General features: G+C 29.9%; 21 protein-coding genes. 14 read left to right on the top strand and 7 right to left on the bottom strand.

Annotation, left to right across the window (positions count from 1 at the left end; all coding sequences use genetic code 11):
• Nucleotides 1-222: 222 nt before the first annotated feature.
• A complete protein-coding gene (locus BV55_RS0104470) occupies nt 223-1,692 on the top strand; it encodes an NADP-dependent glyceraldehyde-3-phosphate dehydrogenase (RefSeq protein WP_029451599.1) in 1,470 nt (489 codons plus the stop codon).
• A 141-nt stretch (nt 1,693-1,833) separates the two neighbouring features.
• On the opposite strand, the gene BV55_RS14800 is transcribed toward BV55_RS0104470, so the two are convergent.
• Nucleotides 1,834-3,042, bottom strand: a complete 1,209-nt coding sequence (locus tag BV55_RS14800; RefSeq protein ID WP_242850849.1) for a sensor histidine kinase — start codon at nt 3,040-3,042, stop codon at nt 1,834-1,836.
• A 318-nt stretch (nt 3,043-3,360) separates the two neighbouring features.
• Here BV55_RS14800 and BV55_RS0104460 point away from each other — a divergent pair, with 318 nt between their 5' ends.
• The 3 genes from BV55_RS0104460 to BV55_RS0104450 are packed head-to-tail and all read left to right on the top strand — an operon-like array spanning nt 3,361 to nt 6,704.
• A complete protein-coding gene (locus BV55_RS0104460; protein WP_029451597.1) occupies nt 3,361-4,581 on the top strand; it encodes a hypothetical protein in 1,221 nt (406 codons plus the stop codon).
• 15 nt (nt 4,582-4,596) lie between these two features.
• The gene (locus tag BV55_RS0104455) at nt 4,597-5,286 is read left to right on the top strand and encodes a response regulator transcription factor (protein WP_029451596.1); all 690 of its coding nucleotides are present in this window, start codon (nt 4,597-4,599) and stop codon (nt 5,284-5,286) included.
• A 5-nt stretch (nt 5,287-5,291) separates the two neighbouring features.
• Nucleotides 5,292-6,704, top strand: coding sequence for a sensor histidine kinase (locus BV55_RS0104450; RefSeq protein ID WP_029451595.1), 1,413 nt, complete (start codon nt 5,292-5,294; stop codon nt 6,702-6,704).
• A 78-nt stretch (nt 6,705-6,782) separates the two neighbouring features.
• Here BV55_RS0104450 and BV55_RS0104445 read toward each other — a convergent pair whose 3' ends face one another.
• Together BV55_RS0104445 and BV55_RS0104440 are read right to left on the bottom strand one after the other, a co-directional pair.
• A complete protein-coding gene (locus tag BV55_RS0104445; RefSeq protein ID WP_029451593.1) occupies nt 6,783-6,995 on the bottom strand; it encodes an alpha/beta-type small acid-soluble spore protein in 213 nt (70 codons plus the stop codon).
• A 118-nt stretch (nt 6,996-7,113) separates the two neighbouring features.
• Nucleotides 7,114-8,073 carry an alpha/beta hydrolase gene (locus BV55_RS0104440; protein ID WP_051652392.1) on the bottom strand — a complete coding sequence of 320 codons (960 nt, stop codon included), beginning with the start codon at nt 8,071-8,073 and terminating at the stop codon, nt 7,114-7,116.
• 171 nt (nt 8,074-8,244) lie between these two features.
• On the opposite strand from BV55_RS0104440, the gene BV55_RS0104435 reads away from it, so the two are divergent.
• Entirely contained in the window at nt 8,245-8,520 is a 276-nt protein-coding gene (locus tag BV55_RS0104435) for a hypothetical protein (protein WP_029451590.1), read from the top strand.
• A 122-nt stretch (nt 8,521-8,642) separates the two neighbouring features.
• Here the strand turns inward: BV55_RS0104435 and BV55_RS0104430 are convergent, their stop codons facing one another.
• Together BV55_RS0104430 and BV55_RS0104425 are read right to left on the bottom strand one after the other, a co-directional pair.
• Nucleotides 8,643-9,746, bottom strand: a complete 1,104-nt coding sequence (locus BV55_RS0104430; protein ID WP_029451589.1) for an HD-GYP domain-containing protein — start codon at nt 9,744-9,746, stop codon at nt 8,643-8,645.
• Nucleotides 9,747-9,902: 156 nt separating this feature from the next.
• Nucleotides 9,903-11,804: a type I glutamate--ammonia ligase gene (locus tag BV55_RS0104425; RefSeq protein ID WP_029451588.1), complete on the bottom strand. Its 1,902-nt coding sequence runs from the start codon at nt 11,802-11,804 to the stop codon at nt 9,903-9,905.
• 295 nt (nt 11,805-12,099) lie between these two features.
• Between BV55_RS0104425 and murI the strand changes: the two genes are divergently transcribed.
• From murI to BV55_RS0104390, 7 genes are all read left to right on the top strand, one after another.
• Nucleotides 12,100-12,888, top strand: coding sequence for a glutamate racemase (gene murI / locus BV55_RS0104420; RefSeq protein WP_029451586.1), 789 nt, complete (start codon nt 12,100-12,102; stop codon nt 12,886-12,888).
• Nucleotides 12,889-13,016: 128 nt separating this feature from the next.
• Entirely contained in the window at nt 13,017-13,532 is a 516-nt protein-coding gene (locus BV55_RS0104415; RefSeq protein WP_029451585.1) for a peptidylprolyl isomerase, read from the top strand.
• A 26-nt stretch (nt 13,533-13,558) separates the two neighbouring features.
• Entirely contained in the window at nt 13,559-13,930 is a 372-nt protein-coding gene (locus BV55_RS0104410; protein ID WP_084170489.1) for a DUF3783 domain-containing protein, read from the top strand.
• Nucleotide 13,931: 1 nt separating this feature from the next.
• On the top strand, nt 13,932-14,633 hold the full coding sequence (locus BV55_RS0104405) for a S24 family peptidase (protein WP_029451583.1): 702 nt from the start codon (nt 13,932-13,934) through the stop codon (nt 14,631-14,633).
• A gap of 312 nt (nt 14,634-14,945) precedes the next feature.
• Nucleotides 14,946-18,437 (top strand): S8 family serine peptidase, encoded by a 3,492-nt coding sequence (locus tag BV55_RS0104400; protein ID WP_035794254.1) that lies wholly within the window; start codon nt 14,946-14,948, stop codon nt 18,435-18,437.
• Between the two features lie 68 nt (nt 18,438-18,505).
• Nucleotides 18,506-19,855, top strand: a complete 1,350-nt coding sequence (locus BV55_RS0104395; RefSeq protein WP_029451581.1) for a peptidoglycan-binding domain-containing protein — start codon at nt 18,506-18,508, stop codon at nt 19,853-19,855.
• A 368-nt stretch (nt 19,856-20,223) separates the two neighbouring features.
• Entirely contained in the window at nt 20,224-22,017 is a 1,794-nt protein-coding gene (locus tag BV55_RS0104390) for a heme NO-binding domain-containing protein (protein ID WP_029451580.1), read from the top strand.
• 93 nt (nt 22,018-22,110) lie between these two features.
• Here the strand turns inward: BV55_RS0104390 and BV55_RS0104385 are convergent, their stop codons facing one another.
• Nucleotides 22,111-23,013: a radical SAM protein gene (locus BV55_RS0104385; protein WP_029451578.1), complete on the bottom strand. Its 903-nt coding sequence runs from the start codon at nt 23,011-23,013 to the stop codon at nt 22,111-22,113.
• Nucleotides 23,014-23,089: 76 nt separating this feature from the next.
• Nucleotides 23,090-24,154, bottom strand: coding sequence for a YkvI family membrane protein (locus BV55_RS0104380; RefSeq protein WP_029451577.1), 1,065 nt, complete (start codon nt 24,152-24,154; stop codon nt 23,090-23,092).
• A gap of 144 nt (nt 24,155-24,298) precedes the next feature.
• Between BV55_RS0104380 and BV55_RS0104375 the strand changes: the two genes are divergently transcribed.
• Nucleotides 24,299-25,387: a hypothetical protein gene (locus BV55_RS0104375; protein ID WP_029451576.1), complete on the top strand. Its 1,089-nt coding sequence runs from the start codon at nt 24,299-24,301 to the stop codon at nt 25,385-25,387.
• A gap of 109 nt (nt 25,388-25,496) precedes the next feature.
• Nucleotides 25,497-26,438: a tRNA modification radical SAM protein MnmL/YtqA gene (gene mnmL / locus BV55_RS0104370; protein ID WP_029451574.1), complete on the top strand. Its 942-nt coding sequence runs from the start codon at nt 25,497-25,499 to the stop codon at nt 26,436-26,438.
• Nucleotides 26,439-26,490 lie beyond the last annotated feature (52 nt).

Below are 26,490 nucleotides of genomic sequence, written 5' to 3'. Positions count from 1 at the left end.
AAGTCTTAGAAGAACTTATCCAGGGGCGTAGCAGCCGTAATCCCCCACCTTGAAGAGGATAGGGGTGTTACGGATGGTAGCCATCGGATAAAAAATAATATGGTTAAACTTGAATAATTATTAGAAGTAGTGAAAAACTAATTTCAAAAAGATATATGTGTAAAAGCAAAATATACAGATTAAATCAAAAGATGAAGGGGACATGATAATATGGCGAAAGACATATTTAAAAATTTAAAAGATGAAAATAAAATATACAAGAATCTTTATGATGGATATTGGGAGGAAAGTAAGTCAGGTAAATACACCGAGATTTTTTCTCCTGTAGATAATAACCTTATGGGTAAGATACAGTCAATGAATAAAGATGATATAGATAAAGCTATTATGAATTCGAAAGAGGCTCAGCTTCTGTGGCAGGAGGTTCCAGTTAACAGAAGATCAGATATATTAAATAGGGCAGCAGATATCTTATATGAAAAAGCAGAGGAACTTGCAGAAATACTTACAATGGAAATTTCAAAGGATAGGAAAAGTTCTATAGCTGAAATCCAAAGAAGTGCAGACTATATAAGATTTACTGCAGATGCAGCTAAAAGCTTAGAAGGCGAAACAATTCCAGGGGATAGCTTTCCTGGAACAAAGAAAAACAAGATTTCACTTGTTACAAGAGTACCTCTAGGAGTAGTTCTAGCTATATCCCCATTTAATTATCCAGTAAACTTATCTGTATCTAAGATAGCACCTGCACTTATGGCAGGAAATTCTGTGGTGTTAAAACCACCAACACAAGGTGCCATATCAGCATTATACCTTGCAGAAGTATTTAACATGGCAGGACTTCCTAAGGGGGTATTAAATACAATTACAGGAAGAGGTAGCGAAGTTGGAGATTACGCTGTAACGCATAAAGAAGTTGATTTCATAAATTTTACAGGAAGTACAGAGGTTGGACAACATATATCAAGTATAACTACAATGAAGCCTTTGCTTTTAGAATTAGGAGGCAAAGATGCAGCAATTGTACTTGAAGACGCAGACCTAGATATAACGGTAGATAATATAGTCTCGGGAGCTTACTCATACTCAGGACAGCGTTGTACTGCTGTTAAGAGGGTGTTAGTTGTGGAATCTGTAGCAGATGTGCTAGTAGAAAGGTTAAAAGATAAGATAAGCAAATTAAAGGTAGGAGATCCAAGAGAAGAAGGTGTAATAATAACACCGCTTATAAATAAAAGGTCAGCAGATTTTATTATGACTCTTATGGAGGATGCAGATAAAAAAGGAGCTAAACTTTTAGTCGGAGGAAAGAGAGAAGGAAATTTAATATATCCAACATTATATGATAACATCACATTAGATATGAGGCTTGCATGGGAAGAACCTTTTGGACCTATACTTCCTATAATAAGAATTAAGTCCATAGATGAAGCTATAAATATAGCAAATGAATCTATGTATGGACTACAAAGCTCTGTATTTACAAAAGATATAGATAAGGCGTTTTATATAGCTAGTAAATTAGAAGTTGGAACAGTACAAATAAACAATAAACCTGAAAGAGGTCCAGATCACTTCCCATTCCTTGGAGTTAAGTCCTCAGGTATGGGTATTCAAGGAATTAGATACTCTATAGAAGCTATGTCTAGACCAAAGGCTGTAGTTTTTAATCTTAATAATGTAGAACAATAAAATCAAGGGAAGGTATACTTGTATATATTTAGAAATGTCTTTTTATTTTTATATAAAGAGACATTTCTTTTTATTTTATAGGTAGAATATCTATATTTAAAAATAACCTTTAATTTATATGAATAGAATCTTAAATTAATTTTAAGAATATATATCAGAAAATTCTATGTTTATTTTCTCTATATTTTGTGTTTGAGAGCTTTCAAAGGTTGGTGTAGTATTTAAGTTATTTGACAGGGCACAAGGAAGATTTACTATAAATTCTGAACCATGCCCATAAGAACTTAATACATGAACGGTGCCTTTATGCATTTCCACTAGAGATTTTGTTAAGGACAACCCTATCCCACTTCCTGAGGAGTTAAGGTGAGAAGATTTTTCTGAATGACAAAATCGTTTAAAGATAATATCCTTTTTATCTTCAGGGATACCTATACCGGTGTCCTTTACGGAAATGGCAATATAATCCCCCCTATCGTATATGTTTACAAATATGGAGCCACCTTCTGGGGTAAACTTAACTGCGTTTGTAAGGAGATTTAAAACTATCCTCTCTATTTTATCAGGATCGCAAGCTATCACCTTTTCTTCTAACTCTGTATCAAATATAAGTTCTATATTTTTATCTTCTATGTAATTAGCAACGGATAATGTTATATCCTCAACTATCTTTATTATTTCGTAATCTTTAATAGAAATAGTATAAAAACCAGCATCTATTTTACTTATATCTATTAGATTATCTATAAGCCTTAATAGTCTATAACAATTTTGTTTTATCATCTTGTTATAACGCTCAAAAGATAAGTCAGTATCATTAGACAAAGATGATTTTAATCCAAGCATCTGCACAGCACTAAAGATTATGTTTATTGGAGTTCTTAACTCATGAGATACATTAGCTAAAAATTCAGTTTTACATTTATCCTTTTCAATAATATCTTTTATTTTAGAACAATTAAATTCACAATCATGTTCCATTTCATGGATTGTATTTTGAAGATCATGTAAGGAAGTGACGTTATTACATATAAGCAATGTACAATTTGTATCTTTTAAATGATAAGCTTGAAAATTGTTTATATTTCCATTGCAATTAATATTTTGTTGAAATTTATAACTATTAAGAGAGCCACATATAACTTTATCAAGATTTATTAGGTCATCATTACTTAATTGGGATTTAAATTCTTGTAAACTTACAACTTTAGATAAATTATCAGAATCGTTATTGTTATTATTTCTTGTACTAATAAAGTTATTTATAGATTTATGATTATAATAATAAATGCTTTCACTACTAGTAACTAGTGTTATATCTTCATCTAAAATTTCTAAAATACTTTTCAAATAAAGCTCACTTTTTTTTGCGGATTTTAGATTTTTAAGCGCGTAAATTAAATAAGCGATAAAAGTAATTAAAAAGATATTAATGAGCACAGAAATAAAAGTACAAATCATATTTATCCTCCTTAAAGCATTTATAAAGTTAACAAAATACGTGTGTAACTTTGAAATAAATATAAGTTACATAATGTTTAATTCGATATATAATTTCAAAATCCTCTAAAGATAAAGATAAAATATGTAATACTTTTATAAACTATTTTTAAAATTAATATGGTATTATGTTTGTATAAATAGATTTATAATATAGGAAGTGATTTTTTGATAAGTAATTCTAAAAGATTGTTTAGAATTTTAGTTGTGCTATCATTAACATTTATATTCTCAGGCTGTGATTTTTATGATGTGCCATCTTCACTTATAAGCTCACCAAAGCTTTCGGCAAATGAAGATTTTGAAGATATAGATAGTGTGGATATAGATAAATTAAGGATATTAGTGCAAAAATTTATGCCTAAAGGTGGTAAGCTACTAGAAGAAAGTAAAACTTCTGGTAAAAAGAATATATTATCTATAGATGTAGATGGAGATTTAAATAATGAGCTTATAGTGCTTTTTAAAGATGATTCTAATTTTAAAAAAGGCTTTTTTGTATTAAAAGAAAACAGTGGTGAGTGGGTAAAGATATATGAAAGGTCATTAGAGGGGAATTCTATATCAACATTAAAAACTTTAACTGTTAAGAATAAGGAGGATAAAAGACTTTTAGTAGGTTATTTAATTTCTGGTAATGCCGGTACAGATTTTTATCTGTATGATTTTAAAGATGATAATGTTAAAGAAGTTTCTATGGGTAGATGGAACAGGATGGAGATAATTAATACTCCAGATAAAGAGGAAGATAAAAACCTTGTGTTTGGAGCACAAGTTAATGAATTTAACAAAGATTACAGTAGCTATGTTATAGGATTTGATGGTGAAAAATTCTATGCAGCAGAAGATTTCTATGATGATTATTATACAAAAAATGTTGAATATTATAAAGGCGAATTAATTCAAGAAATGAATAATGAATTAATTTGGTATTATTATATAGAGTCTCAAATAAAATCAAAGCAGTATACTAAGGCATTAGAGTCTTTAAATGAAGTATTTAAGAGTAAAGAGGATAAAAATGGAGAACCTACAATTCAAGTAGGATACTTTAAGTTTTTGATATTAAAAGCGGAAGCTTTAAACGGATTAGGAGAGTACAGTCAGGCTATAGATATACTAAATAAGATTAAGAATGTAGGATCATTAAACGATAATGATTATTTTTATAATGAACCTAAAGAATATTCTACAATAGATATATATTATGAGCTTGGTGTAGCATATAAAGGATTAGGTGATAAGGTAAAATCAGAAAAATGCTTTAAGTATGCAGTTGAAGAATTTCAAAAGTTATCTTTAGATGGTTCCTTTTCTGAAAATACTACATCAAATATTTTAAAACAAGTAATATATTACCCTTTGTCAAAAGAGATAAATAACAAATAATAAAGAGGTGATTTAATGAGTAAGGTATTAATAGTTGAGGATGAAGAAAACATAAGAAGTTTTATAAAGATAAACTTAAATATAAGTGGATTTGAAGTCAGGGAAGCAGGTTCGGGAGAAGAAGCACTTATTATTTGTGAAAAAGAGAAGTTAGATCTTATAATTTTAGACATAATGCTTCCAGGCATAGATGGTTATAAAACCTGTGAGTTGATAAGAAAAGATAACCCTGAGGTTGCAATAATAATGTTAACAGCAAAAAATCAGGATATGGATAAGATAATAGGGTTAGAATTAGGTGCTGATGATTACATAACTAAACCTTTTAATCCAACAGAGCTTATATACAGGATAAAGGCTATTCTAAGAAGAAGTGGAGGAGCTACAAAGGAAGATAAGGAAAAGATAGTATTTAACGGTCCTTTATCTCTTGATGACAGATCACAAAAGGTATTTATAGAAGAGGATGAAGTTAAACTTACTTTAAAAGAGTTCCAAATAATTAAATTATTTATGTATAACCTAGATAGAGCATTTAGTCGCGATGAGCTTTTAGATAATATCTGGGGTGAGGATTTTTATGGAGATATAAAAACTGTTGATGTTCATATAAGGAGACTTAGAGAAAAGATAGAAGAGGATCCTTCAAAGCCAAAGTACATAGAAACTGTGTGGGGCTATGGATATCGCTTTAAAAAGGTTTAAGATATATGAATAAATTAAAAAGATTTAGAAGTATAAAATCTAGAATAATAAGCTATTATTTTATAACTATACTAATAACTATATCCCTATTAGGATTGTTACTTTGGATAAGTGTAAGAGGATATTATTATAAAGCCATGGAAACCATATTGAAAGATCAGGTTAATCTATCTACAAAGTTTTATTCTAAATATCTAAATGATTCTGACGTTAAAAGAGTTTATGAGGATTTAGAAGAAAATTTTTTTTCTAATTTAGATGTTCAAGTTCAAATATTAGATAAAGAAGGTAGGGTTATATGGGATGATCTTGGCATTGTTCCTGGAACCAAGTTAGAATATATAGATATAAAAAAGGCCTTAGTAGATGAGACTGCTGTTTGGGTAGGAAAACCTGACGGATCCTATTCATCTAACAAGATAATGTCAGTATCAGCACCTTTAAAAATAGATTCTAATATAATAGCAGTTATACGAGTTGTAAGTTCTATGGATATGGTAGATAAGCTTTTAGATCGAATAGCCCTTTTAATTATAAGTGTAGTATTTATTGTTATGGTAATAACGACAATTTTAAGTTTGATTATTTCTAACACTATAACAAAGCCTTTAAAAAAGGTTACAAATGTAGCTAAGGATATGGCAAATGGGAAATATGATGTTACATTAGAAAAGATTTACGAAGATGAAGTTGGAACTATGGCAGAAACTTTAAATTATATGGCTCAAGAAATAAAGAAAAATGAAAAGTTGAAAAATGAATTTATTTCATCAATAAGTCATGAACTTAAAACACCGCTTACATCTATAAAGGGATGGGCTGTTACCTTAAAGTTAAAAGAGTTTACTGACTTGAATCAAAGAGAAAAGGCTTTAGATATAATAATTCAAGAAAGTAAAAGACTTAGTCTATTAGTAAATGAATTATTAGATTTTTCTAAGTTCGCATCTTCAAAGATGAAAGTAAACTTAGGAGATGTTGATATAGAAGAATTATTAAAAGATATAATTTTAGAAATGAGTCCTAGGGCGAAAAGAAATGATTTAGAATTAATTTATGAAATACCAAGGTTACCTATAATAGAAGGGGACAAGAATAGATTAAAACAAGTTTTTATAAATTTATTAGATAACTCTATGAAGTTTATAGAAAGGCAAGGAAAAATACATATAAAAGCTGAAGAAAAAGATGGATTTGTGGTAATAATCATCAAAGATAATGGAATAGGTATAAAGGTTGAAGATTTATCAAAAGTAAAACAAAAGTTTTATAAGGTAGATCCTAGTAAACATGGAAATGGTCTTGGACTTTCTATTTGTGATGAGATAATAAGCCTTCATGGAGGAAGTTTAGATATTGTTAGCAAGTATGGAGAGGGTACAGAAATAAAGATAAAATTAAAGGTGAGTAATTCATGAATATGAATTTCTCACCTTTAACTTAATTTAGTTTAGGTTGTTTTAGTTTTGATTAGTTAAAAATCATGGTATTAATTATTATTTTATATTGTGTTCGTAAGATTCTACCATTCTTTTAACCATCTCTCCACCTACTGAACCATTTTGTCTTGATGTTAAGTTACCCTTATCAGTTTGTTCGTAATTAGTTAAACCAAGTTCACTTGCAATTTCCATCTTGAATTTGTTTAACCCTTGTTTTGCTTCAGGTACCACCAATCTGTTTGAACTAGTGTTATTATTGTTTGCCATTTTACATTCCTCCTTTATTTGCTTTGTAACCTTATTATGTGCTGATTTAGATTTTATAAACTATAAAGTTAAATGCAATTAATCCAATAAGTTCTAGTCTATGATTTTATTTCATGTCTTATTTATTTTTTTCAATAAATCGTAAGGTTTCCGTAGCAATTTTTATCATATCTATATAATCTATATTAGATAAGGAATGATCACCATTATCCACTTTGAGTAAATTTATATTCATTCCTGCATCTATGCCTTTTTCATATAATTTTATTGATTGATTTATAGGTACTGTTGAATCCTTTTCTCCATGTATTATTAATGTAGGTGTAGAATTTGAATCTATATAATTTATGGGACTTGCAAGATTTAATAAATCCTCTTTATATATATTATCTTCACCTAAAAGATTTTTAATAATACTCATAGAAGTTTCATCTGATGATCTAATATCATTTATATCAAAGTTTGTTGGACCGGAATAATCTATAACATATTTTATATTACTTTTATATGAAGAAAGACTTTCATCTCCAATAAAATCATTTTCGTTGCTATATGATGAAAGTAGTGCTAAATGAGCACCAGAAGAAACACCAAGCAGTCCTATATTATCCGTGTCTATATTATAAATATCTTTATTTTTATAAAACCAGCGAATTGCATCTTTGCAGTCTTCTACTGGAGATGGAAAGCTTGAATCTGATGAAGAAAGTCTATAATTTATGCTAGCTATAGCATAACCTTTTTCTTTTAACTTATTTAAGATGGGAATAAAACTATCATCAATAGACTTATCTCCAAATGCCCAGCTTCCACCGTGGATATAAATAATAAGCGGCCAAGTGGTTTTGTTGGATTTTGAAGGTGCATAGAAATCTAGTGTTAATTCTTCTTTTTCTAAGACTTTGTAAGATATATCTAGATATTCTTCACCTAAATGAACTGTGGATTCAGAAACCTTAGGATTTTCGTTTATATTTGTAATAAAGTCTCTAGGACCTCTTAATAAATACACTATTATAATAGGCACCAGTATTAAAACAAGTAAAAGAACGAATATAGTTATCTTTTTATTTTTCATTTTTATCACCTACTATCTATACGTATTGGATAAATTAAAGGCCATCTTTAACGCGAACACAATGTTAAAAGTATAAAAATCCATTGACGTAAGAACATATATTCAATATAATAAAAACATAAGTTCGTGTCATGGGGTTTTATTCCATATTTTTATTAGGAGGCTAGGTTTATGAAGAAAAAGAGTGGGTTGTTTGTAAAGATAAATTATAAAATGGATTTAGGATTAAGGAAGAAATTAAATAATGAAAGTAAGGCAGTTAATTTAAAGTATAGTAAATATCTAGTTTGTGCAGGGGTATACAATAAAAATGGTGGAACTATGATATTTAGAGCTAAAGATATTAATGAAGCAGAAGATATAGTAAAAAACAATCCATTTTCTAATACACCTATGTATAGTTATGAAATATTAAGTAAAGATAACATTTCTCTTTCTATGATGTAAGATTTAACAAGTTTAGATTACTATAATTATAGATTTAAAACCTGTTTATTTCCTAAAAATATAATATGATTATATTTTTAATGGGAATGCATTTTCACATTCCCAAAAGAAGATATAAAAGTTTAAATTGTATATTGAATATTTTCTATAACTAGTGATAAACTCTTTACTAGTTTTATTTTTAGCCCATTTCTAGAAGGATCAGAACTTTTTACTATTTTTATATTGGGTCTTAAAGGAAAGTTTGGAAGCGTATCCTCAACTAATGCTATATCTCCATTGCTAAGCTTAACTAAGGTTCCTTTACTATAAGGTACTATAACTCTAGAAAAGGCTTTTACCATTTCATAATCAAATTGTGTAGAGGAATTAGCCATAATGTATTCAATAGCTTCATTGGGACTTAAAGCTCTTCTATAAGGTCTATCAGAAGTTAATGCATCATAGACATCAGCTATAGATACTATTCTAGAAAATTTATTAATTTCTTCACCACGTCTATTTTCAGGATAACCAGTGCCATCATACCATTCATGGTGCTGCAAAGATATTATACGAGATTTTGCTGAAATTCCTGAGACATTTCTAAGATAATCATAGCCTAATGTAGTATGAGTTTTCATTATTAAAAGTTCATCTTTCGTTAAAGGACCTTCTTTAAATAAAAGAGTAGTAGGTATAAAAGATTTACCTATATCATGGACTAATGCTCCTATACAAAGATCTAAAAGATCATATTTATTTAGTTGAAGTTGAATACCTAATATAAGGGAAAGTACTGCAACGTTAACGCAATGTTGATAGGTATAGTTATCTAGGCTCTTTATATCTACTAAGTGCACCATAACATGGTTGTCTGATAAAATTTGATCTAATAACTCTTCCGCAACATCATATATTGATTCAAAGTATAATTCTCTTTCTTTTATTAATTTATTGCTGTACTTAGAAGGTGAAGATTTTGAAAATTTATCTAGACTAGAAAAGGTTTCTTTTACTGATGTTATAGCCTTTTGTCTAAGTTCAGGTTTTATAATATCATCTATTTCCATATCGCTATACTCATCAATTATATAAAGAGAATATACTTGAATAGATTTTATCTTTTCTATAATTTTATTGGAAAGCTTCGCCCCTTCCCGAAGTAGGGGACGTCCTTCGTTATCAAATATAGTCTTAGCTAAATAAGTACCTTCCTTAACACACTCTATAGGAATAAGTCTCATTGTTAAACACCCCATTAAAATTATATTATACCACTATGTAAATTATTGTTTTAGGTTATGCAAAAGTAGTAATTATATAATATTATGAATTACTAAATATAATAGGTAATTAATAAGATTATACCTTGAAAGTGTATTAATATCCATGTAAATTACTTACACATCTAAAAGGTTTCTCCTATAATTTGTATATAGGGTTCTGAGTAAATTCATTTTATCTTCAAGTTCTAATTGAAAATCTGATACAGATGAATAATTTTTATCTATTATAGACTTCTTTATTTTTGTAAATAAGCATCTATTAGAATAACTGTCTTTCATTATGTAATGGCGTAATTCATTTACATTCATCCAATTTGTTACATCTAAATCTAAAGCTTTATCTAAAGAGTGCAACATTTTATAAGAACGTATCTCATCCATATAGCTATTTATTATTCGGTTTTTTATTTCTGTAACCCATCTTTCTATAACAGAAATTTTAAAGCTGTTTATAATTGAATCATTAAATACATTTCCCATTTTTAAGACATCTAATTTATCTGGATACATTTCAAAAGCTTTTAGATTTTCATAAACAGTTGCAGGTGCTTTACCAAAGTATTTTATTCTTTCGTCTTCACAAAAGAAATCAAATACATCTTCCTCTGTACGATAAGCTCTTTCTTTTTCTAGGTATATAGAAGGCTCGCCGGGGGACTTTGAAAGTTCAGTTAATAAGTCATCTTCGTTTTTATTATTTTCTAAAGCATATTTTATGCCATCGATCATACTCATGTATAAAACGGATATTGCAATATAAGTATTTGTATGTGGATTAGGTGAACGAAGTTCAAATCTTGTAGCCATAGGATTTATAATATCTCTTATAAGAGCTATTAAAATAGTTCTATTTCTTGAGGGCACTTCAATTGTAACACCTAAGGAGGTTGTTATACATATAGGAGCTTCAAATCCTGGCTTAAGCCTTTTAAGCGAATCGTTAGTAGAAGATATGAAGGGATTTATTATCTCGTAATTTTTAAGGATACCCATAAGTGAACCATAGCCTATAGAACTTAAAAAGTGATTTTTGTTAGATGCAAATAAGTTTATGAGCTTTCTGTTTTTTAACTTAAGACAAATACCTACATGAATATGTTCCCCACTTCCTGCTACTCCATCTATAGGCTTTGCTAGAAAGGTAACGTCAAGGCCATTTTGTCTAAAGGTTTCTCTTACTATATTTCTAACTAATAGCTCATTATCTGCAGCTTGAATAGGAGTCGAGAACCTCCAATCAATTTCCATTTGCTCCATTATGTGAGTAAGGTTTCCAAGGTCATCTATTTTAGCTTTGACTCCACCTACTTCTTTATGTCCCATTTCAGGTTCTAAACCATAAGAATCCATAAGCATAAGACTTTGTTCTAAGGCAGTTCTTACAGAACCTTTCGTTCTAGTCCAATATTGCTCATGCAATACTTGAGATGTAGAAAGCTCTTCAAGTTCAGCTTCATCATTTGGAGTTTTAACCCAAAACTCTAATTCAGTAGCGGAAGTTACATTAATATCTTCAATGTCTTCAAAAGATATGCCATGAGAAGAAAGGCTGTTAGGATTTTTTGAAAGCAGACTTAGAATAGTACTTTTGAAGTAATCAATAGATCTTTTTAAAATGTGTCTTGAATCTACAGGATTTCCATTATGATATAGAAAACAAGGTATTCTAAGAGTTCCTATTGGTTTATTACAAATTGGATCTATGTTTTCATAATTATAATCTATGTACCAGTTGCAGTTTAAATCACACATCATGTCAATCTTAGCATTGTTTAAGCTTGCTATACCCGGTAGAGTAACAGAGGATCCATCAGTTTGTGCTGCAACTCCATTTAAGAATGTATCTAAATCATTTAAAAAGGCTTTTATTGGAATTCGCTCATCGGTATCATTTCCAGCAAGATCGATACCTACTAAGGATATGAATCGTATTTCTGGATGGTTGTTAATTATTGATTTTAACGAAGTTTCATTATGAGAAGTTTCTGGAATTAAAAATATTAGGTCATTTTTCATAAAATTTTATCTATACCTTAATTAAAGTATAGACATTTCACATCCTTTCTTTTAAAATAGACAAAATGATATAAGAATAATATTATTATAATTAGAACAAAAATATCATTTTATATAATAAAATATAAAGAAATTTTAGTACAATAAAATTTTTATGTCAAGAAAATGATGTAATTTTGATAATTTGATAAATTTAAATGTATCCAAATACTAGTTTGGCATGGATATATTTTCCACCCATGTGTATTTATAAAGATAATAAACATATAATTATTGGAGAAGGGAAGTTTTTAGTATGGAAGATAACTCGTATAATAAAAATAAGCCTATAGGGATTTTTGATAGCGGAGTAGGTGGTATTAGTGTGCTAAAGAAAGCTATAAAAATACTTCCAAATGAAGATTATATATATTTTGGAGATTCGAAAAATGCACCTTATGGTGTAAAAACTGTAGAAGAAATAAAAAAGTTAACTTTTAAAGCTATAGATCTTTTATTATCGAAGGGCTGTAAAGCCATTGTTGTGGCTTGTAACACAGCGACTAGTGCAGCAATAGAAGACTTAAGAAAGAAGTTTAAAGACCTACCTATAATAGGAATAGAACCAGCTGTAAGGCCTGCTGTAAATCTAAATAGAAAAGGTAAGATATTGATAATGGCAACGCCTATAACTTTAGCAGAAAATAAATTTAATAATTTAGTTGAAAGATGTGCAGTAAGCTCTGAGGTAGTTGCTCTTCCCTGTCCTGGTTTAGTAGAAATGATAGAAGAGGGTATAGTTGAAGGAAGTGATATAAAGAATTATTTAGTAAGAAAGTTTGAAGGTAAGATAGATAAAGATATATCTTGCATAGTTTTAGGCTGTACTCACTATCCTTTTATAAAAAAAGAAATAGTTTCTGTTATAGGAGATGAAATACCTATAATAGATGGAAGCGAGGGTACAGCAAGAGAACTTAAAAGAAGATTAGAAGAAAGTGATCTTTTAAGTAATAGTGACGAAAAGGGTGGTATACAGATATTTAATTCAAAGGATAATAGTAATTTAATAGATCTTAGTTACAAGTTATTAGAATTAAAATGATAAATGTTAATCATTATTCTCAATATAATAAATAATATATTGAGAATAATAGGCGATAAAGGTTATAATATTATTAACTTATGGTATATTGAATATATTAGATTTACATATTAAAAGGAGGAATTTTTATGAACCCAGTAGTAACAATGGAAATTAACAATGGAGGAATAATTAAAATAGAATTATTCCCAGAAATAGCACCAAATACAGTTAATAATTTTATAGATTTAGTAAGTAAAGGCTTTTATGATGGATTAACTTTTCATAGAGTGATACCTGGTTTTATGATTCAAGGTGGCTGCCCAGAAGGAACAGGTATGGGGGGACCAGGATATGGTATAAAGGGAGAGTTTTCTGGAAATGGAGTTAAAAATGATTTGAAACATGAAAAAGGAGTTATATCCATGGCAAGATCAGGTCATCCTGATTCTGCAGGAAGCCAATTTTTTCTAATGGTAGAAAAGGCTCCACATTTAGATGGACAATATGCAGCATTTGGAAAAATTATAGAAGGCATGGATAATGCAGACAGCATAGTTAAGACTAAGTGTGATTATAATGACAAACCATATGAGAATCAAATTATGAACAAGGTCACAGTAGATACATTTGGGGTTCAATATGATGAACCTAAAAAAATATAAGATAAAGTTTTAGGGAGTGAGATGTTTTGGCAAATAAGATGATTTTGGCTTATGGTCTTGAACAAAAGGATCTAGAAGTATTTAAGATGTCTAACATAGAATATAAAGTTATAACAACTAAAATATTTCATGATAACATAGAAGACATAATAGAAAGATCTGCAAAAGAAGAAGGAGATGAATCTCTTCCAAAAGAAAAGGTAATTTTATTTAATGGTTTTAGTGATGATGAATTAGATAAAATTATAAAGCTCGTAAGAGCCACTATAGGAAGGTCACCCATTTTAGCAGTAGTTACTGATACCTCCAAAAAGTGGACATTTGGATATCTTGTAGAGCATCTTATAGAGGAAAGAGAATGGTATAAGAAGATACAAGAGGAGAAAGGAAGTAACTAAAGTGAGTAGAGTAGGAGAAAAAATCAAAAACGCAAGATTAGATTCTAAAATGACTCAAAAACAATTAGCTAAAAAGCTTGGAGTAGCTGAAAGCTTTGTAAATGATGTAGAAATGGGAAAAAGGATAATAAATGAAAGCTTAATTACTAGGATATCAAAAATTCTAGATAAAAACATAAATGATATAAGTATGTCTATTGATGAAGAAGCCTTAAATGAGGAAACAGTGAAACCGAAGGCTCCTATTTATACAGCAGATAGCTTAAGCAATAAAAAAGGTAAGCCAAAGGAAGAGGTTCAAGATATATGGAATGAAGCTTTTGGTGATGTATTAAAAAATATTCCTATTTTTAATTATGATATGTCAAAGGTAGTAGATAATAAAAAGCTACCTGTGATATCTAATAAAATAGAAGGTCATCCTCAAGATAAGGTGTTTTTTCTTCAAATAGAAAATGATGATATGGCAGGATTTAGAATGAGAAAAGGGGATTTAGCACTGTGTCATTTTATAAGTGATATGGAGGCTAATACCATATGCCTTATAGAAGTAGAAGGTAGAAAGATAATAAGAAAAGTAAAAAGGCTAGATAACAATAAAGCTTTATTATTAAATCATAATGTTGATTTAGATACAGAAACAGTTTTAATTAAAAATGTGAAGTTTATAGCAAGATTAGACAAATTAGAAATACTTCTTTAATCTTAAAAAGATAAAATTAGGCATATCTATATTAGTTTAATTTAAAAGAGATATTTTTAAATGCATATTTAAAAATGTCTCTTTTTTGTTCACGTAAATATTAAAATTGAAGATTATAAAGAACGTACATATGAAATACTTTATTTTAGGGGCAAAACTTATAACAGCTCATAAAATATATAGATACTATTCATAGGAGGTCTTTTTATTAATATCAAAAAGTCAATTAATAAAGATAAAAAGCTGTTAATAAGAGTTGAAGATGAAGCTTTATCAAGTGATTTAATTCATAGAAGAGAAGTACTTAAAACTATGCCTTCAGATTTAAAGGAAAAGCTTATTAACTTATCTAGTATAGATAAGTTTAAAGCAGGGTATATTGAATTTTTAGTTTTATATGGAGAAAATACCATAAAAGTAAAGGTAGCGGTTGGAAATTTGGATGGGGAATTTGAGGATTTAGGTTATGGATTTGGAATAATTACTTTTAAAATATCTGATGCAGATAATATAACTAAGGTAGAAGGTATAAGTTATTTTGAACTTCCGCAAACCTTATATATAAATTCTCTTGAAGGGAATAAGGCATCTTGTGTAAATGGCCTTTGGGATCTTTATGATCTTTCAGGTAAAGGCGTATTGATTGGATTTATAGATTCTGGAATAGACTATAGACATCCAGCATTTATGGATACTGAAGGTAATACTAGAATTGAGTATATTTATGATATATCCTTAAAAAAGGGTTGGAATAGAGAGGAAGTAAATCAAGCCATAAATTCACAAAATCCTTATGATTTAATAGCCCATAGGGATTTTGTAGGCCACGGAACCCATGTCGCAGGTATAGCATCAGGTGGTGGAAATATAGATAAAGTTTATTATGGAGCTGCCTATAATAGTTCTATTGCTATGATTAAAATAACCCCACCTGGAAACTTAAATTATACTCAGGCTAGTCAAATAATGAGAGCTATTAAAATCTTATTAGACAAAAGGGTAGAATTAAATATGCCTTTAGTTATAAATTTAAGTTTTAGTACTAATAATGGTGCTCATAATGGAAGTAGTATATTAGAGCAATATATTAGCACTATTTCCAATATAGAACCTATAAGTTTTGTAATAGCAGCAGGAAATGAAGGAGAAGCAGCACATCATGTAGGAGGGACTTTTCGGGATAGTCAAAATATATCTATAAATATTGCACAAGAGGAAAAGAGCATAATAATACAATTATACAAAGAGATATTAAGTGACATTTCAATAGAAATAACAAGTCCTTCAGGGAAGACTACAGGTAAAAACACAGTAGTTCAAGGTAGTACTGAGAATAATGTTGATTCGAACAAGGCAATAATATATTACACTGGCCCAAGGCCTTTTGACATAAATGGAGAGATTATAATAAGTATTTTAGCTTTAGAAGGGAAGTCTTTAATTGAAGGTACATGGAATATAAACATAACTTTAGAGAATGATTATAGAGGAAGATATGATATGTGGCTTCCTATTTCAGAAGGATTAAATCCTAAAACTAAGTTTTTGCAACCTAGTATAACTAATACTTTGGGTATACCAGCTACGGTAAGTAATGTAGTATCTGTTGGAAGTTATAATTATTCTACTATGAATATATCGGGGTTCTCAGGAAGGGGTAAGGATGTAATAGGAGAAACTAAACCAGACTTAGTGGCCCCTGGTGAAAATATAATTTCTGCATCTCCTGGAGGTGGTTATGATAGTAAAACAGGTACATCTATGGCAACGCCTTTTGTTTCAGGTATAGCTGCTTTACTTATGGAGTGGGGTATTATAGATGGAAATGATTCTTTGTTATTTGGTCAAAGGCTTAAATATTTTCTATTAAAAGGTGCAAGGAGGAATAGGACTACACTAGTTTATCCTAATTATAGTTTTGGATATGGTGAGGTTTGTGGAAAGTTATCTTTAGATTTAGCTACATCTTTAAGAGGGGAGGAAGGTTTTATCATGGAGTCTTTGCGTGTAGATTGTGGAAGTCTTTATTTAAATCCAGATTATAATAATTACCTAGTTGAATATGATGGTGACATTGTGAAGAGTTTAGAAAAGATAAGTGATGTTTGTGCTTTTGTTTTAGATGAAAGCTTTGCGGTAATATCAGTGAAGGGTGATATGGAAAGCAAGATATTAAAAGGCATAACCAATATAGTATATAAAGAAGATACTAGTTTATATACATTATCTGAGGTATCTCCTATAGAAGCAGCTGATATACCACAGTTTCACAATCATCCTTATTTACCACTTGATGGATACGGTGTTCTAGTTGGAACTATAGATACTGGTATAGACTATTTGAATAAAGAATTTATTTACGAAGATGATACTACTAGAATAAATTATATATGGGATCAAACCTTAACTAACGGATCTAAACCTTTAGGATTTAGTTATGGAGTAGAATTTAATAAAGAAGAAATAAATCAGGCGATAAAAGCAATGGAAAATGGTGACAATCCTTATAAAATAGTACCTAGTAAGGATGATATAGGTCATGGTACTAGTATGGCTGGTATTTTAGGTGGAAGAGGAAGAAATCCTGAATTAAAAGGCGCAGCCCCAGGATGCGAATTTGCTGTAGTAAAGTTAAAACCAGCTATAGGATTAGATTTATCTAAAGATACAAGTGGAAAAGATAGGGTGGCATATAACAATACAGACGTTATAATGGCTATAAAGTATTTAAGTCAGCTTGCAAGTAGGCTAAATAAGCCCTTGGTTATATATATATCCGTAGGTACTAATGCGGGTGCTCATGATGGTAATAGCATTATAGAAAGATATATTGATGAGGTATCAAGAATAAGAGGAGTGGTAGTGGTTAGCGGAACAGGAAATCAAGGGGATGAAGATCTTCATGCCTCGGGTATGTTTCAAAATACAGGAGAAGTTAAAACCTTAGAGGTTAAAATATCAAAGCAGCAAAGAAACTTGGCTTTTGAAATATGGATAGATAAGCCGGATAAGGTATCCATAGGAGTGATTTCTCCATCAGGTGAAGTAATAGAAAAGGTGCCAGCAAAACTTAAGAAAGGGGAAGAAATAGAATTAGTGTTTGAGGGGAGTAAGGTATTTATAGAATATTATTTTCCAGAGGAACTTACAGGTGATGAACTTATAAGGGTAAAAATTGAAGATGTAAGAGAAGGAATATGGCAATTTAAACTTTTTGGTGATTATATAGTAAGTGGCAGATATAATGCATGGTTGCCTCAAAGAGATCTATTAAAAGGTGATACTAGGTTCTTAACTCCAAATCAATTCATAACTTTAATGGTTCCGTCTACTAGCAGAAGCATAATAACTACATCTTATTACAATCAAAATAATAATTCATATGTAGCATCTTCTGGAAGAGGATACACAAGAGATGATAGGATAAAGCCAGATTTAACTACCGGAGGAATAAATGTAAAGACCACAAAGGTTGGAGGTGGAGAAACTATAGTTAGTGGAAGCAGTGCTGCTACTGCAGTTTTAGCTGGTGCATGTGCCCTACTATTTCAATGGGGTGTAGTTGAAGGAAAAGACCCTACTATTTATGCACCTAAGATGAAGACCTATCTCATACGAGGAACTAAAAAAAGACCTGGAGATAAATACCCTAATCCGGAGTTTGGATATGGCATGTTAAGTCTGCAAGGATTATTTGAAAATATACGAAGTATATATTTCGAAGATACTAATAAGGTGCAAAACAAAGATTTTATAGAAAGTAAATTAGGCGACTTATTTATAAGGATGCCATTAAACAAATAAAATGGAGTAACAATAAAACCTAAGGATTCATAATCTATATAAAGATTATTATTATAAGGGGCATATTTATGGCTGAAAAAGGTAGGGTTCAAGTTCAAATATTTAAAGAGGAAAGTTATATACCTATAGAAAAGGCGAAGGTTACAATAGTTGAGGTGGGAGAGGAGAGGTTAAGAAGACAAAGTGTAGTTTTAACGTCTGATTCTTCAGGGTTCACTGCGGAGATAGATGTCAAAACTCCACCTATAGAAAATTCAATGAGACCATCAGACAAACTTCCATACAGTTTTGTGGATATAAATGTTGAGGCTGAAGGGTTTAAACCTGTATTTATAAAAGGATGCCAAGTTTACCCTGATAGGGTAGCACTTCAACAGGTTAGTATGGTTCCACCCAGTAGAAATAGTCGTCAAACTGAAAGACTTATAGTAATTCCACCTAATACTTTGGTTGGTGACTTTCCACCTAAAATACCAGAAGATCCTGACAAACCATTACCGCCTCCACCTAGTGGGTTTGTAGTTCTTCCAAGTCCTGTTATACCGGAATATATAGTAGTGCACGGAGGAGTACCTGATGACACTACGGCGCCCAATTATACTGTAAGATTTAAGGATTATATTAAAAATGTAGCTTCTAGTGAGGTATTTTCAACCTGGTCTGAAAGTACTTTAAGGGCAAATATATATTGCATGATATCTTTTTCTTTAAATAGAGTATATACGGAATGGTATAGAGGAAAAGGCAAAGGATTTCAAATAACCAATTCAACAGCTTTTGATCAAGCTTTTAATTATGGAAGAAATATTTATGATAATATAAATAGAATAGTAGATGAGATATTTTCTACTTATGTACAAAGAATTGGGGCGAAACAACCTTTGCTAACACAATACTGTGATGGCTTCAATGTTCAGTGCCCAGGGTGGCTCACACAATGGGGTAGTAAAAATTTAGGGGATAGCGGAAAAACCCCCTATGAAATATTAACTAACTTTTATGGAAGTGATATAATTCTTACTACGGCAGAATTCGTTCAAGGAATACCATCCTCTTATCCTGGACGTGTTTTAACTATAGGATCTAGAGGGGCTCCAGTTAGGTCTATTCAAACATATTTAAATAGGATAGCACAAAATTATCCAGCTATAAACAAACAAGCTGTAGATGGTGTATATGGTGAAGCTACAAAAGAGGCAGTAAGGCAATTTCAAAGTGTATTTGGATTACCAGCTACAGGAATAGTAGACTATCCAACTTGGTATAAGATATCAGATATTTATGTGGCGGTAACAAAGATAAGTGAGTTAAGATCAAGTGTAGGAAATACAGGACGTACATTTTTTCCACCTACCACCTGTGAGGGATATAATAAAGAGCACATGCCAAGCGTGAGATACACTGATGGGTTAATATAAGTTATAAGATCAAAAGGAGTTTTTAAAGGGCATATAAGGTCTTTTAGAAATTCCTTTTCATTTTATCCGATGTCTACCATCCGTAACACCCCTATCCTCTTCAAGGTGGGGGATGACGGCTGCTACACCCCTGGATAAGTTCTTCTAAGACTCAGATGGAGAGATGTATTCCTTATAAGCAAACTCCACCTGAGTCTAAGAATCACTTGATAAAGGGATTCTATTCTTATTTAAGAAGAATAGAAAATATTTAATGATAGGAAATATAATAAATAAAGATTATACTTTATAACAAATATGAGTTAAAATAAAAATACAGATTAATAAACATACTTAAACTAAGTTTACATAAGAAAGGGAGTATAAAGGTGAAGGGAACGGTAGTATCAACTTGGATGAAAACTTGCAGAAGACTTTATGGCAATACTACAGTAGATAAGGCCATGGAGGATTCCGGATGGTCCGCTACTAAAATTTTTACACCTATAGAAAATGTTGATGATAATGATATTAAAAAGGTGATATCTAATATAGCTGTAAATAATAACCTAGAAGTTAAAGAACTTTGGCGGATAATCGGAAAAGATAACTTAAAGGCTTTTTACAGAGACTATCCCGCATTTTTCCAGCAAGAAAACATGTATTCATTCTTAAAGTCTTTGTTTGATATTCATGTAGTAATGACTAAAAAGTTTAAAGGGGCTAAGCCACCATTGGTAACCATAGAGCCTATATCACAAAGAGAAGCTATATTTTTTTATAAATCAGAAAGAGGAATGTTTGACTATTTTTTAGGTCTTACTGAGGGATGTAATGAATTTTTTAAAGAAGATGTTAAATATGAAGAGATTGAAAGGACAAGCAATTCATTAAAATTAAAAATGATATTTCCAAAAAATATATATTATAAAAAGAAATACTTTTGGAATAACTTGTTATCTTTTGGTTTTATTAAAAACCTTTCAGTTAAAGCTGGAATATTCACATTTATTACAACTACTTTAGTGGCACTTCCTTTAGTCGGGGTTAGCTTTAAGGCTTTGATTTTAGGTCTATTGTCAGGAATATTTACAGGTGTTGGTGTGACCTTGCTTAATATGCCAAAGACTATGATTGAGGAAGAATTAAAGAAAATAGCATCAGGAACGTATAATTATGAAAGCAATATAGTTACTAATGACTTTTTTGAAGATATATTTGGACTTATAAAAGGTTACAAGAAGGGTATGAAAGCTGATCTTACACAGTTTAAGGGTATAACAGATGAAATGAATACCTTCGTTGAAAGTATAAATAAGATATCTGATGCCATGAGTCATACATCAGAAGAAATAAGTCAAGTAGTGGAGCAAGTAGCAAATGGAGCTGTGTCACAGGCAGAAAATACAGAAGATGCTGCCCTAAAGTTAAATGAAGATATAGAATCATTAAAGACTATAGTTGATAATGAAAATAATAATAAATTAGAACTTGAAAAGGCATTAGAAAAGATTAATAACAGCTATAGCAATATAGAAAATACTAGCAGTAAAATTCTTCAGTCTTTAAAAAGCTTTTTAGATGTTAAAGACAAAGGAGACAAACTACAAACTAAGGCAAAGGATATAACAAGCATTGTATCTATAGTTTCAGGTATAGCTGAACAAACGAATTTACTAGCACTTAATGCTTCTATTGAAGCTGCAAGAGCTGGTGAGCAAGGAAGAGGATTTGCAGTGGTTGCAGAATCTATAAGAAAGCTAGCAGAACAATCTAAGGGAGCAGTAAAAGAAATAAATGTTAACTTAGATGAATTTGTAGATGATATAAAACTTCTTGTAGATAATATCGATGGACAATATTATATATTAGAAAATGAATCAAAAAGTTTAGGAGAAGTAAAAGACATAAGCTATGAGGCAACGAAGTCTATACAAATTGTTTCAAAGTCTATGATAAAAACTATTAATGAACTAAATAATGAAGCAGAGTCTATAGCAAATCTTTATAATACTATTGAAACTTTAGCAGCTATAGCAGAAGAAAACTCAGCTTCTTCAGAAGAAGTAAGTGCTAGTGTATTAAATTATACTGAAGAGCTTCAAAATCTTATAGGAAACATATCTAACTTTAAGATAATAACTGAAAACTTTGGAAAAGACCTAGAAAAGTATAATATATAAGGTTTATATTATATACAAAAAGAGCCAAAAGGTACATGAATTAATCCATGTACCTTTTTTGCTTTTTAATTATTAAAATTGATGTTTAAAGTATTAAAGGCCTATAAAGCTTTTAAAATCTGGAATAAATTCTTTAGAATCTGATCCAGAGTCTTGAATAAAGGCATTAGTAACCCCTAAATCTAGAGCATAGTTTATGAGGGCGTCATAGTGTGAAGTCTTTAGGGGCTTGTTTATTTCCTCATAATCTGATGCTTTAAACATAGGTGTATATTGATTCATAATACTTATGTATACATCATCTTTAAAGGACTTATAAATAAAATCTATAATCTTTTTAGAATCAAATAAAAGCCCTGGAAGCATTAAATGTCTAATTATAACACCTTTTTGCACTAAACCACTTTCGTAAAATTTAATCTTTCCTACTTGATTGTACATTTCTTTAATAGCAATAGAGGCTTTTTCAAAATAATCCTTTGATTTTGAATATCTTAATGAATACTTAGAATTAAAATATTTTAAGTCAGGAAGATATACATCTATATACCCATTTAAAGCATTTATAGTGTCTAGGCTATCATATCCGTTAGAGTTATAAAGTATAGGAATAGATAGCCCTTTAGATTTAGCTAAGATTAATGATTCTATTATTTGTGGTACATAGTGAGTTGGAGTGACTAAGTTTATGTTACTCGCACCCTTTTCTTGAAGTTCTAGAAATATATTAGACAATCTTTCTATAGAAACTTCCATACCTAAACCCTCTTGACTTATGCAGTAATTTTGACAAAATACACAATTTAAATTGCAATTAGAAAAAAACACTGTGCCAGAACCTTTAGTTCCTGAAATACAAGGTTCTTCAAAAAGATGAAGGGCTGCTCTTGAAATAATAACTTTATCACTAGATTTACAAAATCCAAGTTCACCATTTAATCTATTTACACTACACTCCCTAGGGCATAGTTTACATTCATTTAACATCGATAACATAAGTAAAACCACCTTATTAAATTATATATATAAATATTATACCATTTTTAAAGTATATCTTTATAAGATTATTTTACTAATATTTTTTAAGCTTAATGGGTTTTATACTAAAATAAATAAGCTGCCCTATAAATATAAGACTTATTACTCCAAAAGCAGGATAAAGAATTGTTATTAATTTTGAAAATCCTATTTTAGATATAGGAATTGCTATAAGCATTACAAGAAAGATACAATTATTAAAGGGTATATTGAATTTTTGTTCTAAGGTTTTAGATATACTATATATATTTGAAACTTCTGTTGAGAACATTTCAAACCAAATTATTATGAGAATCATAATTTGGAGTGGCTTACCAAATCTATTGGCTATATATAAAAGGGGTATTTCATATTGATATATATATGGTTTGTTAAGCATAAGCATAATATTTAAAAATAAACACAGTACAGTAAGAACAATAGATCCTAGGAGTATTCCTCTTCTCATACTAGATTTATTTTTAATTTCTCTACTTAAAGGCACAAGGACACCACTACAACTTAAAAGGTTAAATCCACAATAAAGCAAACAAGATATAATCCAAGGCCTTTTTTCAAACGAAACCATTTTTAGATCGTATACAATGGTTTTATAATTTGAATAAAACAAAATGTAAAGTAAAAAAGTTATAACTATAACAGTAACTAATGAAGGAACTATAAATGAATTTATTTTGATTAGGCCATCGGTATCTTTTAACAATATAAGTATAGATAAGATAACCATAAGAATAGTTCCTATCCAGTTAGAAATTCCAAAATATTGATGTATAAGAGCTCCACTTCCAGCAAGTATTATAGAACTTCCACTTAGTAGAAAAAATCCTGTTACTATATCTGTTACCATACCTAAAAAGCCAGGACTTACTGTTCGAATAAGGTCATTATAAGATTTTAAATTATATTTTAAACTTATGTCAGATATAAGTGACCCTATAAAAATATACACAATACCACAAATTAATATACCCATAAAACTTTTATATCCGTAAGATGTGAAAAATTGAGTTATTTCTTTCCCAGAAGCTAGACCAGCTCCTACTATAGTACCTATAAAAACTGTGGCTATTTGATAGACTTCTCTTAATTCTTTTTTCAAGGTTCTCCCATCCTTAATAATGTTTTCTATATAAATATATATAGAAATTTATTTAAAATGCTTATAATTCTAACATTGAAGATTTAATTTTTGAAAAGAGGGAAAGATAAATTATACAAAAGGCTATGAAATAGAGGTGGTATTGTGAAAAGAACATTGTATTTTATATTAGTAATGTTGATGTCAGCAATTATTATAAGTTGCAAAGGCAGTGATATTAAGAAAGAATCCAATGAAAAACAAGAGGATAAATTCAATAGTAAGATTGCAACACAAACAGTAAAAAATTATTTGGAGGCTATAAGTAAAGGCGATATAAATACTGCAAAAAAACTATCTGTTGAAAAGATGCGGGATAAATCTTTAGAGTTTATATCTCCTGATATAAATATATCTGGATATAGTCTTGAGGATTCTAATGAATTAAAGGAGTCGTTGGTTATAAAAGCTAAAGTTAGTAGAGTATCTAATGTAGATTCTAGAGCTAATTTAGACAGCTATAATATAAAGGTAATTAAAGAAGACACAGATGAATATAAGATATCTGATATAAATGTTATAACAGAAAAAGAAGCATTTTATGAAGATGATGAAATTAGAATAAGAAATAAAGAGAATGTTAAAACTAATTTATTAATAGATAAATCAGGGATACCTCAATATGGATTTTCTAAAAATGATAAAGGAAATATGATAAAGATATCTGTACCAAAGACTAATTTTGGAACAATAGCTTTTTCTTTTTCTGGGGATAGGGTTGCTATTACGACTTATGATAAAGATTCATTTATTTCAATTGTAAAATTAGATGATAGTCTTATGGTGCAAGGAGAAAATTCAAGTGAGCAAACAGATGGGGGAAATGGAGGAAATAAGGATTCTAATAAGGTTAAGGTACGTGAAATACCTGTTGGGAAAGAGATACTTTCTCTAGATATTTTAAAAGACACTATGATTAAAAATTTATGTTTTTCTTTAGATGAAAAGTATTTTATGACACAATATGAGGTAAAAGATAAGGGTACAGGTGTAAGGGTGTATAATGTAGATAAAGGAAACTTATTAGACATAGATTTAGAAAAGGAATTTCCAATAGAAGGGTTTAATGTTACCTTTTATTCTTTTGATAAAGATGGAATGATATTTGATGTGTCAGCAAAAGAAAGTAAAGATAGAGAAAAACAAGGAAGATGGAAGATAGAGTTTAAGGATATGAAACTTATTAAAATGTGATATAATTTTAAGTGGAAATTAGTAGATAAAGTATATGGGTTTTATTTAATAAGTTTATTAAAGTCTAATATTGTGAACAATATATATTTCAAAAAATTAAGGGGGACATATGCAAAAAAATTGGGCTGGTAAAAGGTACAATAATTTGAATTGTTTTTTAAGAAATAAATTTGGAGAAAAGGTTTTTAAGATTTCTATAGATGGTGGGTTTTCTTGCCCAAACAGAGATGGAAAGATAAGCTCTGGTGGATGCATATTTTGCAGTGAAAGAGGATCTGGAGACTTTGCAGGTGATAGACGACTTTCCATATCAAATCAATTTGAAGACGTTAAGGCTATTATGAATAAAAAGTGGGCTAAGGGTAAGTATATAGCATATTTTCAAGCATATACTAATACTTATGCACCTATAGATATATTAAGAAATAAGTATAAAGAAGCTCTAAAGGAAGAGGGTGTAGTAGGGCTTGCTATTGCTACAAGGCCAGACTGCTTAGATGATGATGTGATTTCTCTTTTAGAAGAAATGAGTAAAGAAACTTATTTATGGGTAGAGCTTGGGTTACAGACAAGTAAAGATGAAACAGCAAAAAGAATAAATAGAGGATATAATCTTGAGGTTTTCGAAGGTGCTATAAAAAGACTTCGTGAAAAGGGTATAGATGTAGTCGTTCATACTATATTTGGATTACCGAGTGAAACAGAAGAAGACATGTTAAACACAATAAGATATATATCTGCATTAGATATACAAGGTATAAAGTTTCATCTTTTGCACCTTATGAAGGATACTGAGCTTTTAAAGCTTTATGAAAGTGGGGGATTGGAATTTCTTAATATGGAACAATACGTAAGGCTTGTATCAGAGTCTATAGCGATATTACCAGAATCAGTGGTAATACATAGGTTAACAGGAGATTCACCACGTGACTTATTAGTGGGGCCTATGTGGAGTTTAAAAAAATGGGAGATACTTAATTCTATAGATGCTTATCTTGAAAGAGAAGATATATATCAAGGGTTGTATTATTCTACAAATACACTTCAATAGATTTGGTACTTTTGCAAATAGATTTAATCTGTATTAGAAGTTAAGATATAGT

Source organism: Clostridium algidicarnis (assembly GCF_000703125.1).
Lineage (GTDB): Bacteria > Bacillota > Clostridia > Clostridiales > Clostridiaceae > Clostridium_L > Clostridium_L algidicarnis.
Note: the sequence above shows the minus strand (reverse complement) of the source record. Positions and strands in the feature narration are given on the sequence as shown.

What these genes read in the sequence shown, in the direction of transcription:
- BV55_RS0104455 (WP_029451596.1), top strand. Translation starts at nt 4,597, where the DNA reads ATGAGTAAGGTATTAATAGTTGAGGATGAAGAAAACATAAGAAGTTTT.
- BV55_RS0104450 (WP_029451595.1), top strand. Translation starts at nt 5,292, where the DNA reads ATGAATAAATTAAAAAGATTTAGAAGTATAAAATCTAGAATAATAAGC.
- BV55_RS0104445 (WP_029451593.1), bottom strand. Translation starts at nt 6,995, where the DNA reads ATGGCAAACAATAATAACACTAGTTCAAACAGATTGGTGGTACCTGAA.
- BV55_RS0104440 (WP_051652392.1), bottom strand. Translation starts at nt 8,073, where the DNA reads ATGAAAAATAAAAAGATAACTATATTCGTTCTTTTACTTGTTTTAATA.
- BV55_RS0104435 (WP_029451590.1), top strand. Translation starts at nt 8,245, where the DNA reads ATGAAGAAAAAGAGTGGGTTGTTTGTAAAGATAAATTATAAAATGGAT.
- BV55_RS0104430 (WP_029451589.1), bottom strand. Translation starts at nt 9,746, where the DNA reads ATGAGACTTATTCCTATAGAGTGTGTTAAGGAAGGTACTTATTTAGCT.
- BV55_RS0104425 (WP_029451588.1), bottom strand. Translation starts at nt 11,804, where the DNA reads ATGAAAAATGACCTAATATTTTTAATTCCAGAAACTTCTCATAATGAA.
- murI (WP_029451586.1), top strand. Translation starts at nt 12,100, where the DNA reads ATGGAAGATAACTCGTATAATAAAAATAAGCCTATAGGGATTTTTGAT.
- BV55_RS0104415 (WP_029451585.1), top strand. Translation starts at nt 13,017, where the DNA reads ATGAACCCAGTAGTAACAATGGAAATTAACAATGGAGGAATAATTAAA.
- BV55_RS0104400 (WP_035794254.1), top strand. Translation starts at nt 14,946, where the DNA reads ATGCCTTCAGATTTAAAGGAAAAGCTTATTAACTTATCTAGTATAGAT.
- BV55_RS0104395 (WP_029451581.1), top strand. Translation starts at nt 18,506, where the DNA reads ATGGCTGAAAAAGGTAGGGTTCAAGTTCAAATATTTAAAGAGGAAAGT.
- BV55_RS0104385 (WP_029451578.1), bottom strand. Translation starts at nt 23,013, where the DNA reads ATGTTATCGATGTTAAATGAATGTAAACTATGCCCTAGGGAGTGTAGT.
- mnmL (WP_029451574.1), top strand. Translation starts at nt 25,497, where the DNA reads ATGCAAAAAAATTGGGCTGGTAAAAGGTACAATAATTTGAATTGTTTT.